This window comes from Oribacterium sinus (assembly GCF_963553175.1).
In the GTDB taxonomy this organism is placed as follows: domain Bacteria; phylum Bacillota; class Clostridia; order Lachnospirales; family Lachnospiraceae; genus Oribacterium; species Oribacterium sinus_B.
Window position 1 is genome coordinate 23,841 of the sequence record NZ_CAUVME010000011.1, and the last position, 14,256, is coordinate 38,096.

The window sequence follows — 14,256 nt, forward strand, 5'->3', positions numbered from 1 at the left end:
ACGATTATTCCGTCGAAAAATGTTCCGGTATGACAATTATTTCATCGAAAAACGTTCCGGCATAACGATTATTCCATCAAAAAACGCAAGTATTCGTAAAAAAAGATTGTTCAATCCATAAACTTTTCTTATGCCTCCTTGGAAAAACGCCGATTTATACCTTGGCTTATTAACGTGAGAGAATAAAGCAGATGCGATGTAGAAATTGTTTTTTCAAGGAGGAAAGAACAGAATGAAAAAGGGTATTGGGGTAGAGAAGAAGCAGAAGCGTTCTTCCATCAGCACAAGATTATCGATGATTTTAGGAATTGCCAGTGTATTGGTGTTTTTTGCCATGAGTGTGGCAATCATTAAGACAGGGGAGCATTCCATCAGCTCGGCTCTGGATAACAACTTAAACGATAAGGCCACCATGGCCATCGGAGATTTGCAACAGGTTATTTCTCGTTTGGAGTCTATTTCCATGACTCTGGAAAACGGTATTCACAGCATGCACAGTCAGCATGACGGCATCGGACAGGCGCCGGAGAACCAGTGGGTGGTAAAGGACAGAGCTACCGGAGAAGTAGTCAATAATCCGGGGATGGGGGCAACTACCTTCCGTTCCAGAATTGTAAATGCGGAGCTTCCTGCTTCCCGTTACAATGCGGAAACCGTGATTTTGGATTCTTTACAGTCCGCCTTAACCGACAATAAGGATTTGGTAGGAGCAGGAATCTTCTTTGAGCCAAACGGCTTCTCCGACAATGTTTCCGATTACGGGGTATACATGTCTGCAGAGGATTTGGAAAAGAAGGGGGTAATGTCTTACCAGTACAGCTTTTACAAGGACTCTTCCTGGTATAACGGGGCAAAAGAATCCGGCGAAATGGTATTAACCGATGTGTATAGCGATACCCTTCATCCGGATATTCAGATGATCAGTTTGGGAAATCCTATTACTGATGAAAACAATGCCTTTGTGGGAGCGGTTATTCTGGATATTAATACCAAAGTATTCAGCACCATTCAGCAGACCGATGAGCGTTTTCCCTCTTTGGCAACCAACATCTTAGATGCAAATGGAAGCTTTTTGTATTCCATGAAGGAAGAGGCAATTGGAAAGAAGCTGGAAGAAGTTTTGGGTAAGGATACCTATGAAATGCTTCGCCAAAATATGGATAAGGAAGAAGCTTTTACCGCAACGGTGATGAATGCAGAAGGGGTAAAAGAGAGAATGTACTTCCGTCCATTAACCATTCACGGTTCCACCCTTTGGTCTATGATCAGCATTGCCGACAGTGAATTTATGGCAGCCAGAAACCAGTTGGTTATCATGTGTGCCGTTTTCAGTATTGTAGGTCTTATGATTTTGATTGCCATCAGCTACTTCCTAATTAAGAAGGCTTTAAATCCATTACAGGGAATTGCATTGGCGGGAAAGGCTGTTGCGGAAGGAAACTTCGATGTGAAGGTTTCCTACGATCAGCAGGACGAAATCGGAGACTTGGCCGCTGCTATCCAGAGTGTTATGCAGCATGTTCGGGAAATCATTTCCGATCTTTCCGAGAAATTAGGAGAATTGGCAAAGGGAAACTTCCGTGTTTCTTTGGACAATGCGGAGCAGTATCCGGGAGCTTATCGTCCCCTTCTTACCTCCCTTCAGGAAATCACCAATGATTTAGATAAAACCATGTCGGAGATTAAGACCAGTGCCAAGGAGGTTAATGCCGGTGCGGAGCAGGTAAGCTCCGGTGCCCAGGGACTTTCTCAGGGTGCAACGGAACAGGCTTCTTCTATTGAAGAATTAAGTGCTACCATGAACGACATTTCCACCCAGATTAAGGGAACTGCGGAAATGGCGGTGAAGGCTTCCGGACTTTCTCAAAGAACAGAGGAGGCGGTAGGTCTCAGTAATCAAAAGATGGAAGAAATGTCCAGGGCAATGCAGGAAATCACCGAGAAGTCCAATGAAATCAGTAAGATTATCAAGACTATTGATGACATTGCCTTCCAGACCAATATCTTATCTTTGAATGCAGCTATTGAGGCGGCAAGAGCCGGTGCAGCAGGAAAGGGCTTTGCAGTGGTTGCGGATGAGGTAGGAAACCTGGCTCAAAAGTCTGCAAAGGCGGCACAGAATACTTCCAGCCTTATTGAGGAAACCATTGAAGCGGTGGAAAAGGGAGCCAAGATTACGGAAGAAACCGCAGAATCCTTGACAACCGTATCCAACCATGCGAAGGATATTAACGACATTATCACAAACATCTCCAGCGCATCGGAGGAAGAGGCTAGAGGCGTTTCTCAGCTGACAACGGGAATCGATCAGATTTCCTCTGTGGTACAGAGCAATACCGCAACGGCAGAGCAGTCTGCGGCAGCTTCTGAGGAGCTTTCCGGCCAGGCTAATATCATGAATGATTTGGTAAATCGTTTTCAATTAAAAAACGAGGACTAACCAGAATACACTTAAAATGAGTTTTCATAAAAATATGCATTAAGCCTTCATGAAATATAACTGTATAGGATAGAATGAGCGTTTAATACTATACTTAAGCTTAAGCATAAAATAAAAAAGACTGCCTCTTGAGAAACTGTAAACCCCCGGTTTAGGGATAATGCAGAGTCCCAAGGGGCTGTTTATATTCTTAACGAGTATCACAGGATGTGACACTTAGTTTACAGGGGACATCTTAAGTCTTTTGTGAAAAATAAAGAAAGTGCCGGGGAAAAGGGAATTTACCTTATAAAAAAGGCTAAATCGGACGATGAATTAGAGAAGAAAACAGGAAGTAGAATTTTTCAAGGAGGAAAAATACAAAATGAAAAAAAGAAGCAATACCACTGGGACATCCTTTTGGAAAAAGATGAAGCTCAGTTCAAGAATGTCTGTGGCAATAGGACTTCTTAGCATAATTTTAATGGCAGGCTTAAGCATTGCTATTATTTCCATGGGAAAGACTGCCATTTACGGTGCTTTACGAGGAAATATGGATGATAAGATTCGTTTGGGAATTGCAGATCTGGATAACGTGGTTACCCAGGCTGAGGTTACGGCGAACACCATTAAAGAAGGCATTGTAAGTATATATGATCAGAACGATATGGCGGGAGGGGTTCCCTCCCATCTTTGGACCATTGAGGATGACCAGCACAATATTTTAGAGCCCACCACTATGGCAGGAACCATGTTCCGTTCCCGAATTGTGGATGCAGCGATTCCCGCCAGTCGCTATAATGCGGAGACAACTCTTTTGGACTCCATTTATGCTTCTTTAAGCAATAATGAGTCCTATGTGGGAATCGGTGTTTTCTTGGAGCCGAATGCTTTTTATCAGGGTATCGAAAACTATGCGCCCTATATGAGCAGAACTGATGCGGAGAAGAGAAAGCTGATGGTTTACCCTTACAGCATGTATTCTCAGAAGGACTATTACCTGAAGGCAAAGGAGAATAAGGGATTAAATCTGACCAATGCCTATGAGGATGAAAGTGCAGATGGGGGATGGGTTGTATCCGTTATTGAACCGATTATATATAAGGATGAGTTTAAGGGAATCGTTATCGTCGATATGGATATGACTTCCTTTGAAATCATTGAACAGAAGGATGAGCGTTTCCAGAGCTTATACAGCAATGTATTTGATACAAACGGTCACATCATGTTCAGTATGAACGAAGAGGCTAAGGGAAAGCAATTAAGCGATATTCTTCCTGCGGATAGTATGGAAAAGCTTCAATCCTATCTGGATCAGGGAGAACCCTTCAATACCCATATTCAAAATGAAAATGGAGACCTGGTGCAGTTTAATGCCCGTCCTTTAAAGATAGAAGGCGTAACCTGGTGGGTAGCCATTGAGGTTTCCGAAAAGGAATATACCAAGGCAATCAGTAACATGATTATGCTGGCAATTCCCCTTTCCGTTCTGGGAATTGCACTCTTGGTAGGATTCAGCTATTTCTTCATCAAGAAGTCCTTAAATCCATTAAAGAAGATTGCCGACGTGGGAGAATCCGTGGCAGAGGGAGACTTCTCCAAGGAAATCAACTATCCTTACCAGGATGAAATCGGACAGATTGCCAAGAGCATGGAAAAGGTTGTGGAACGAATCCGAAGTATTATTCAGGATTTGGCAGGAAAGTTGGAACAGATTGCCAAGGGAAATTTCTCCTTCGAATTCTGGAATACCCAGCTTTATAACGGGGAGTATGAGCCGTTACTTACCAGTCTTTACGATATTTTAGACGATTTAAATGTAACCATGGGAGAAATTCAGAACAGCTCTCATATGGTAAACTCTTCCGCAATGCAGGTTAGCGGTTCCGCTCAGACCCTGTCTCAGGGCGCAACGGAGCAGGCATCTTCCATCGAAGAGCTCAGCGCAACCATGAATGATATCTCCGTAAAAATCAAGGAAACAGCGGAAATGTCTCAGCATGCTTCCGGACTTTCCAAGGAAACCGGCAGTGCGGTAGGAACCAGTAACCAGAAGATGAACGAGATGTCCAGAGCAATGCAGGACATCACCGAGAAGTCTCAGGAAATCAGTAAGATTATTAAGACCATTGATGATATTGCTTTCCAGACCAATATCCTTTCCTTAAATGCGGCTATCGAAGCGGCAAGAGCTGGAGCGGCAGGAAAGGGCTTTGCGGTTGTAGCGGATGAGGTAGGAAACCTTGCCCAGAAGTCTGCAAAGGCGGCTCAGAACACTTCCAGCTTAATCGAGGAAACCATTGAGGCGGTAAATAAGGGAGCAAGAATTACAGAGGAAACCGCAGAGTCTCTTTCTGTAGTATCCCAGAAAACAGAGAAGATTAACGGTATTATCACCTCCATTTCTTCCGCATCCGAGGAAGAGGCTGAAGGAATCAAGCAGCTTACTACAGGTCTTGACCAGATTTCTTCCGTAGTACAGAGCAATACTGCAACAGCGGAAGAGTCCGCAGCAGCATCTCAAGAGCTTTCCGGACAGGCAGATCGCTTGAACGAATTGTTAGAGAAGTTCCAGTTAAGAACAGAGCCTTATAAGAGAGAATTAAATGGCTTTGCTGCAACAAAGAAGGATGAGACTGCTCCGGTAGCTACTCCGGTAGTTGATGATATAGAAGTCATTCCTGTATTGGAAAAGACGGAAGCTTCTCCGGCAGTAGAGGAAGTAAAGAATGCTCCTGTAGTAGAGAAAGCAAAACCAACGTCTGCCACAGCAAAATTAGAAAAGCCGGTGGCAAAAAAGGAAGAGAAGTCTGCTGGACCAAAGAATGATAAGCAGGTAGAACAAAAGCTCGAGAAGCCGGTAGAAGAGAAGCCGGTGGAAGCGAAGGCAGAAAAAACGGTAGCCAAAACCGAAAAAAAGTCCGAAGCTAAAGCAGAAATAAAAGCTGCGGAAGCAGATGAGCTGAAGGAGGAAGAAACTCCTGTTAAGAAGCCGGTAGAAAAGAAAAAGGCAAAAACTGCGAAAGCATCCGTGGTAGAAGAAGGACAGGTTTTAGTGGATATCAGCGGTATGGATGGTATGGATTTATCCCAGATTCCCATTCCCGGAGATGCTCACTATGTACCGCAGGATGGAGTAAAGAAAACTCCGCTGCAGAATCAGGAAAAGCTTTCCACCGAGGAAAAGGCGGAAAGAGAAGAGGCTTTAGCCAAGGATTTAGGAAAAATCCGGAAAACTGAGTATAAGAGAAGCATTTTACCGGATGATGACAAGTATTAATTAGACAGCATCTTAGAAAGAGGATCGCCATAGTGCAGGTCCTCTTTTTCTTGATCCTTAAAGAGTTTTGCAGAAATATGCGGGGAATCTTTCTTAAGCTCCCGGAATAATGTCCTTATTTCTTACATGGCAGGAGTATCCGGAAGACCGTAGTAAAGGAGAATATAAAACTTAAAAATAAAGGAAAGCACCTTTGTTTTTATGTAAATTGCGCAAAAATCATACTTGGAATTTGTGCAATTTTTGTGTATACTGTTGCGTATGGAGAAGAAAAGATTTGCTGACGGTGTATTAACCACTCTCTGTTATGTAGAGAAAGAGGGAAAATGGTTAATGCTTCACCGGAATAAGAAAAAGGAAGATATTAATAAAGGAAAATGGATCGGTGTAGGAGGGCATTTTGAAGCGGGGGAAAGCCCGGAGGATTGTCTTTACCGAGAAGTTTTCGAGGAAACGGGACTGCATGTCCTGAGCCATCAACTAAGGGGAATCGTAAGCTTTTTCTATGGAGAAAAAGATTGCAGCTATATGTTTTTATTCACTGCCGTACTGGAAGAAGGTCCTTTAAAGGAATGTTTGGAAGGTGAACTGCAATATTTTTCCTATGAAGAGGTGAAAGCATTACCCCTTTGGGAGGGAGACCGGATCTTTCTGGAATTGTTGGCAAAGGGAGAGGGATTTTTCTCTTTAACTTTACGATATGACCGGGAGGGGAAGTTGTTGGAAGCCATTTTGGATGGGAAAGAGAATTTGCTCTCATCCTAAATGCCGAAAATTTTCCCATTTGTTAAAAAATTATAGTGCTATACAAAATGCATTATTGCTATTAATAACAACGCCGATATTTTTTTGTACAAAAATACGCATGGGCTATGGGAGAATGTAAGGATTAAGGAGATGAAGAAAAGTATAATACAGATTTTAGAATTGCCGGTATTACTGACCATGGCACTGGGGCTTTTGGCCTGCGGTACCAAGGTGGTCAGTTCTGCAGAAAGCCCCTTTAGCAAAGAAAGGGGCGGTTTTAGTGTGAAAGAAGAGCCCTTGGAAATCACGGTTTGGACCTATTTTTCCGGTATTCAACAGGAGGCCTTTCAGCGAACGATTAATCGTTTCAATGAAGGTCGTGGAAAGGATATCGGAGTAGAGGTGAAGGCCTATAACCCCGGTTCCACCTTGGATTTGCAGAATAATTTATACGGGATTAACCAAAAGAAATTAGCCCAGGGGGATTATCCGGACATCGTCAGCTTGCATACCGATACAGCGATGATATTGGAAGAGGAAGGGGTTCTCACAGACCTGGATTCCTATTTCAGCAAAGAAGATTGGAGTGCTTTTGTGCCGAGCTTTCTTGAGGAAGGGCGATTGGGGAGGAAATATGGAGGCGTAAAGATTTTGCCTGTGGCCAAGTCCACGGAGCTCCTCTATATCAACAAAACGGATTGGGATAGCTTTGCGGAAGCTACCGGAACATCTCTTTCGGAATTAAGCACCAAAGAAGGCTTACTGAATGTTGCAGAAAAATACTACCGGTATACGGATTCGCTTACGGAAACGCCGGATGACGGCAAAGCGTTCTACGGCATTGATGACTATGCGAACTATATGCTGGTAGGAGCCAGAGAGCTGGGCGTGAATTTAATTTCTGTAGATGAGGAAGGAAATCCTAAGGTGCAATTCCCAAAAGAAGTGATGAAAACCCTGTGGGATAATTTATATGTTCCTATTATTAAAGGCTATTTCACCTCTGAGGGGCGTTTTCGGTCCGATGATGTGAAGACAGGAGATATTCTGGCCTATACCGCATCTTCCGCTTCCAGTGTTTACTTTCCGAAGGAAGTGATTATTTCGGACCGGGAACAACATGCCATTACCGATATTGTTTTGCCGGCTCCTCACTTTGAAGGAGGGGAAGAGATTGCGATGCAGCAGGGGATCGGCATGGGTGTTGTTCAAGGAAATAAGAAGAGAGTGGAGGCTTCCGTTCAATTTTTAAAGTGGCTGACCAGCTATGAGGAAAATGCCCAGTTCGCCCTTTCTGCAGAATATCTTCCGGTACGTGTAGACAGCTTTACCGTGGAAGCTATTGACAAGGAGAAGGGGAGCGGAATGGATCCTTCTTTGGAAAAGGCTTTGTCCACCATGTCTTCCAACACCTTGTATTTTACCCCTTCCATCATTAATCTGGCAGAAATTAGAAAAGCTCTGGAATATGAGCTTCAGGATAAGGCTTTGTCGGATCGGTATAAGATTGAGACTGCAATGGCTTCCGGCGTATCCAGAGAGGATGCTATAGCGGAGTATGATAATGACGAGAATTTTGAACAGTATTATGAGACTATATTACAGGAAATAAATTATTTGTTGTCAGATAGTTAAGACTCCTTATCAATACGGGGAGCAAAAGTTGCCAAAGGACGCGTATGAAGAAACAACCGATTTTTACGAAAATATTGATTCCTTTGATGGGGTTGGTTATCTTGGAGATTTTGATTTTGATGATTTCTATTTATGGTCAGGGCTTGTTTTCTCTGATTCATAAAAATTCCCAAGATATCATCGAAAGTCGTGTGGAAGCGAGACGAAATTATCTGGAAAGCCTGATGGTGAATCAGTGGATGAATGTCAGCCAAACCGTGCAAAAGATTAATCTTTTGGCAGATGGGCTTGTGGATGCGGGAAAGATGGACATTGAGGCTATTGATGACAGTTCCGAAAATGCCGCTCCTTTCTTAAGTGCAGTCAGTATGGACTTAATCAGTATGATGCGGACCAATCACGTTACCGGCGTTTTCATGATATTAAATGCGGATAACTTGGAAGATAGTATGACGTCCAAGAAATATATGGATAAGCCGGGTCTGTACTTTCGAGATTTGGATCCGGAATCCAGAGCCAGCTCGGAAAACTTGGATTTACTGATTGAACGCTCTCCTCTTTTGGTGGTACGAAATACCCAGATTGCTACCGATAAAACCTGGAATACCAGCTTTCAATTCGGTACGGCAGATGTGCCCTATTATGACTTTTTATATGAACCTACCCAAGCGACCTTTTACAGTAAGCCGGATGTGACCTGGGAGGATATGGGATTTTGGAGTAAACCCTATACCTTATTCGGCGAAACCAGAGAAGCCATTGCCTATTCAGTTCCCCTACGGCTTTCCGACGGACGGGTGTATGGAGTTCTGGGAGTGGATATTTTGGTGGATTATTTGAAGCAAAATCTGCCCTCCAGAGAATTGGACGGTAGTGGAACTGCCTCGTATTTTCTCAGTATTCATAAAAGCGGAAATTCAGAGGGAAGCAGTACAAGCTACCAGGATATCATTCAGCTCAATTCGATAGAAGCTACGATAGGAGAAGACCGGGAAGGGAAAGTTGTTTCGGATAAGAAGAATTATTTTACCTTCAGTATGCCTTTACATCTTTTTTCCACAGTAGGACCTTTCACTGATATGGAGTGGCAGTTGGGAGCGGCTATTCCCTATAAGACGATGAACCGCTTTGCGGATAGGATGACCTTCGTCATGTCCGTTACCATTATTCTGACTCTGGGTATCGGAATCGTGGGAAGCCTTGTGATTTCCCTATTTTTGCAAAAGCCTATTCGGAAGCTGGCGCTGGCGATTCGCAGTAATAAGACGACGGATAAACTTCGTCTCAGAGAAACCGGCATTTTAGAGATTGATCAGATGTCGGAGGCCCTGGAGGATTTGTCCGATCGACTTTTACAGGAACAAAGAAATCTGCAATACGAAAGAGACCATGACTTCCTTACAGACCTTTATAACCGAAGAGCCTTCGGACGAAGAATCCGAGAGCTTTTGGAGAAAAAAGGCGGAGGAAATGCTATCGGTGCTTATATCATGATGGACCTGGATAATCTGAAGATTGTAAACGATACCTACGGTCATGAATATGGAGACAAATATATCCGCTGTGCTTCCGATGCCATGCGAGAAGGATTGGGGGATGAAGCCATATATTCCCGTATTTCCGGAGACGAGTTCAATGCCTTTATCTTTGATGAAGAGGGCAATCGGAGCCGTATCAATGCCTTGATTGAAAGATTACAGGAGACCATTGACAACAGCTTCATCATGCTTCCGGATGGAGAAAAGAAGCAGCTCCGTCTTTCCGGCGGTGTCAGCTGGTACCCCGAAGGAGGAACTAACCCGGATCAGCTCCAGAAAAATGCGGACTATGCTATGTATGTGGTGAAGAAAACCACTAAGAGTCAGATTCGTGTCTGGAGTGAAGCAACAGATTTAGGTAAGGAGAAAGACGAAGAGGAAAAGAAGGAGAAAAAGCCTGCGTTTGAGAATCAGCACAAAGAGGCCAGTCCGGAGAATGAATAGAAAGAGTCAGAGTCGGAGTAGATGTAGAAAGCGGCCGGAGTAGGAGCCTAAAGCTTGACTTTTCCTTCATTAGGCAATAAACTGTCGGTTGAAAAGCGAAGATGGCGCCCAGTACAAAGGGAGAAAAGATAGCCTAGAGAGAGGGACCTTGGCTGAAAGTCCTTTCTATCTTCCCGATGGAATTTTCCCGCCGGAGCTGTTTTTGTGAAGGAGAGTAGCAAAAACCGTGGAATACGTTACATTCAAAATGAGGGTTCGGTTCTTGGTTTAGAAGAAAGAATCGAAAAACAGGGTGGTACCGCGAGCAATCGTCCCTGTCTGTTTGAGAACAGACAGGGGCTTTTTTATTTCTAAAAAAGATAAACTCCAAAAGAGTTCTCAAAAGAAAGCGGATTTCCTTTGTAAAAGGAAGTAAAACAAAGTTCAAAGTGGAAAGGGAAGAGTGTATGGATCATCAAGTATTGCAAGAGATTGTAAAACGGGCAGAGGAACAGATTGCAGGTTCCAAGTATTTGACAGCCTTGAATGACATCAGAGTACAATTCTTAGGAAAGAAGGGAGAGCTGACTGAGGCGAAGAAGCTTTTAAAGGATCTTAGTCCGGAGGAAAGACCTAAGTTTGGACAACTGGTAAATGAAATGTTCCAAAAGGTGGAGCAGAGCATTAAGAGCCATGGAGAAGACCTGGAAAGAAGCCTTCGGGAAGCCAAAATGCGGGAGGAGACTATTGATATTACTCTTCCTGCCAAGAAGATTCGCTATGGTCATCCCCACCCCAATACCCTAGCGCTGGAAGAGGTAGAGAAAATCTTTATCGGTATGGGCTATGAGGTGGTGGAGGGACCTGAGGTGGAGTATGACAGCTACAACTTTGAGAAGCTGAATATTCCGAAGGGGCATCCGGCAAGAGATGAACAGGATACTTTCTATATTAATTCCAATATTTTGCTCCGTACCCAGACATCCTCCGTACAGGCAAGATATATGGAGACTCATAAGCCGCCTATTCGTATGATTTGTCCGGGAAGAGTATTCCGTTCCGATGCGGTGGATGCTACTCACTCCCCTTCTTTCCACCAGATTGAGGGATTGGTTATTGATAAAAATATTCATTTTTCCGACTTAAAGGGAACTCTGGATTTGTTTGCCAAGGAGCTGTTTGGACAGGATACCAAGACCAAGCTTCGTCCCCACCACTTCCCCTTTACGGAGCCTTCCGCCGAGGTGGATGTGTCCTGTTTTAAATGTAAGGGAAAGGGCTGCCGTTTCTGTAAAGGAGAGGGCTGGATTGAGATTTTGGGCTGCGGTATGGTGCATCCCAAGGTTTTGGAGAGCTGCGGCATTGATTCTAAGGAATACAGCGGTTTCGCCTTCGGTGTGGGCTTAGAAAGAATTGCCTTACTAAAGTATGAAATTGATGATATGCGTCTTTTGTATGAAAATGACCTGCGTTTTCTGGAGCAGTTTTAAGAGTTAGGGGGAAAATATGAATACATCCATGAATTGGCTGAGAGCCTATGTTCCGGGACTTTCCGTAAGCGGACAGGAATTCCGGGATGCCATGACATTGGCAGGAAATAAGGTAGAAACCATGGAGGATTTGGGGGAGAATCTGGAAAAGATTGTTACCGGAAAGATCCTTTCTTTGGAGAAGCACCCGGATGCGGACAAGCTCTCCATTTGTCAGGTAGATATCGGAAATGAACAGATTCAGATTGTTACCGGTGCACAGAATATGAAGCAGGGAGACGTTGTTCCTGTGGTTTTGGACGGGGGCAAGGTGAAAGTTGCCCATGACGGCAGTAAGCCCAAGGATGGCGTGGAAATCCGTGCCGGAAAGCTAAGGGGCGTTCCCTCCAATGGTATGATGTGCTCCATTGAAGAGCTTGGAGGCGAAAAGAACTTGTTCCCGGAAGCACCGGAGAGCGGTTTATACATTTTCCCGGAAGGAACTCCGGTGGGAGTGGATGCGGCAGAACTTTTAGGCCTTCGGGATATTTTACATGAGTATGAAATTACCTCTAACCGTGTGGATTGCTTCTCCGTACTTGGTTTGGCAAGGGAAGCGGCGGCGACTTTTAAGCAGGCGCTCCAGTATCCAAAGATTGAAAAGCTTGGCAGTCAGGAGGATGTTTCTTCTTATCTTTCTGTAGAATTAAAGTCTCCGGAGCTTTGCAAGCGCTATACCGCAAGACTGATTAAAAATGTGCATTTTGCTCCTTCCCCCCTTTGGATGCAGATCCGTCTTCGCACCGCAGGAATTCGTCCCATCAACAATTTCGTGGACATCACCAACTATGTGATGCTGGAGCTGGGACAGCCCATGCATGCCTTTGACTACGACACCATCAAGGGACATAAGATTATTGTGGAGAGAGCCAAGGAAGGGGAAAGCTTCACCACACTGGACGGCGTAGAGCATGAGCTTAGCGACAGTATCCTCTGCATTAAGGACGGGGAAAGAAGCATTGCCTTGGGAGGAATCATGGGAGGAGAGAATTCCATGATTACCGATCAGGTGAAGAATGTAGTTTTGGAGGCGGCTTGCTTTGACGGTACCAACATCCGTCTTTCCGGAAGAAAACTGGGACTTCGTACCGACGCTTCCGCTTACTTTGAAAAGGGCTTGGATCCAAACCTTTGCGAAATGGCTATGGATAGAGCCTGCACCTTGATTGAAGAGCTTGGAGCAGGAGAGGTAGTGGGAGGAATGTTGGACTGCTATCCTGTAAAGCGGGAGGATACCAAGCTTACAGTTTCCGTTTTTGACATCAACAATCTTTTAGGACTTTCTCTTTCCGGAGAGGAAATGAAGAAGATTTTGACCGCTTTGGAGATTTCCGTAGAGGTAAAGAACGGTGCAAATGGGGAGGAGCTATCCCTTGTTATCCCAAGCTTTAGACAGGACTTGGAGAGAATGGCGGATATTGCGGAGGAAGTTGCCCGTTTCTATGGCTATGACAAGATTCCCAGCACCCTGCCAAAGGCTACCACCGTCGGGGGCAAGGCTAAGGATTTACAGTTAAATCAGAAGCTTCGTCATTTGGCAGAGGCTTTGGGCTATTCTGAGAGCTATTTCTATTCCTTTGAGTCCAAGAAGGTGTATGAGAAGCTTTTATTCCCCAAGGATGCTATGGAGTGGCAGCAGATTACCATTGCCAACCCCTTGGGAGAGGACTTCTCCGTAATGCGTACCAGCTCCGTACCGGGAATGTTGCAGGCATTAAGCTTAAATGAGCATCACAAGAACAAGAATGCCAAGCTTTTTGAAATGGCTAAGATTTATATCCCCAAGGCTCTTCCCTTGACAGAGCTTCCGAAGGAGAGAATGACCTTGACCCTTGGATTTGCAGGAGAGGGAGACTTCTTCAGCTTAAAGGGAGAGGTGGAGGAACTGCTTCGTCAGTCCGGCTTACAGGGAAATTTCCACTATGATAAAGATTGCGAAAAGGCATTTTACCATCCGGGAAGAAAGGCAAATATTTCTTACGAAGGAAAGCTTTTAGGCTCCTTGGGAGAAATTCATCCGGAGGTATTGCAGAACTTTGATATGAAGGAAAAGGCTTATGTGGCTATTATGGATTTAGAGGCTCTTTATCCTCTCTCCGGAGACTTTAGAAAGTATAAGCCGGTGGCAAAGTTCCCGGCGGTTACCCGTGACTTCTCTCTTTTAGTACCGGTAAATGTGATGGCCGGCGACTTGGAGGAGGCCATCCGAAAGGGAGCGGGAGAGCTTTTGGAGAGTATTGAGCTCTTCGATATCTATGTGGGAGCACAGGTGCAGGAGGGCTACAAGTCCATGTCCTATAAGGTTAGCATCAGAGCCAAGGACCACACCCTTACAGAGCAGGAGATTGTAGGATGTACTAATAGTCTTTTGAAGGCTTTGGAGGAAAAGGGCGCAAGACTGAGGGATGCTTAGGCCATAGCCTCGTAGTTATATAATAGAATAAGGATACGCAAAAAGCCGATGGGGATTTCTCGGTAGACACGCTTTCGCTAACTTCGCTTACGTAGCGGTACTAAGCTCGAACTTCGCTTTACTCGTTCTTGCTAAGTACCGACGAGCTCAGATTGTCTACTTCAAACTCCCCCATCGGCTTTTTGCTTTACTAAATCTATACCAAAACTACTGCGGTATGGCTTATAGCAGAAATACTAAGGTGGGTTTCTTCGGGAATCACGCTTTCGCTA

General features: G+C 44.5%; 7 protein-coding genes and 1 other annotated feature. All 7 genes read left to right on the top strand.

The window, feature by feature from the left end:
* Positions 1-232 precede the first annotated feature (232 nt).
* The 7 genes from RYO92_RS04505 (at position 233) to pheT (ending at position 13,984) form a co-directional block, all read left to right on the top strand.
* Positions 233-2,440, top strand: a complete 2,208-nt coding sequence (locus tag RYO92_RS04505) for a methyl-accepting chemotaxis protein (protein WP_315369621.1) — start codon at positions 233-235, stop codon at positions 2,438-2,440.
* A 364-nt stretch (positions 2,441-2,804) separates the two neighbouring features.
* Entirely contained in the window at positions 2,805-5,699 is a 2,895-nt protein-coding gene (locus tag RYO92_RS04510) for a methyl-accepting chemotaxis protein (RefSeq protein WP_315369622.1), read from the top strand.
* Positions 5,700-5,960: 261 nt separating this feature from the next.
* A complete protein-coding gene (locus tag RYO92_RS04515) occupies positions 5,961-6,464 on the top strand; it encodes an NUDIX hydrolase (protein WP_315369623.1) in 504 nt (167 codons plus the stop codon).
* A gap of 132 nt (positions 6,465-6,596) precedes the next feature.
* Entirely contained in the window at positions 6,597-8,081 is a 1,485-nt protein-coding gene (locus tag RYO92_RS04520) for an extracellular solute-binding protein (protein WP_315369624.1), read from the top strand.
* A gap of 44 nt (positions 8,082-8,125) precedes the next feature.
* On the top strand, positions 8,126-10,063 hold the full coding sequence (locus tag RYO92_RS04525; protein ID WP_315369625.1) for a sensor domain-containing diguanylate cyclase: 1,938 nt from the start codon (positions 8,126-8,128) through the stop codon (positions 10,061-10,063).
* An 89-nt stretch (positions 10,064-10,152) separates the two neighbouring features.
* Positions 10,153-10,382 (top strand) — a binding site (T-box leader).
* A gap of 127 nt (positions 10,383-10,509) precedes the next feature.
* Positions 10,510-11,532 (top strand): phenylalanine--tRNA ligase subunit alpha, encoded by a 1,023-nt coding sequence (pheS, locus tag RYO92_RS04530; RefSeq protein ID WP_315369626.1) that lies wholly within the window; start codon positions 10,510-10,512, stop codon positions 11,530-11,532.
* A 16-nt stretch (positions 11,533-11,548) separates the two neighbouring features.
* A complete protein-coding gene (gene pheT, locus RYO92_RS04535; RefSeq protein ID WP_315369627.1) occupies positions 11,549-13,984 on the top strand; it encodes a phenylalanine--tRNA ligase subunit beta in 2,436 nt (811 codons plus the stop codon).
* Positions 13,985-14,256 lie beyond the last annotated feature (272 nt).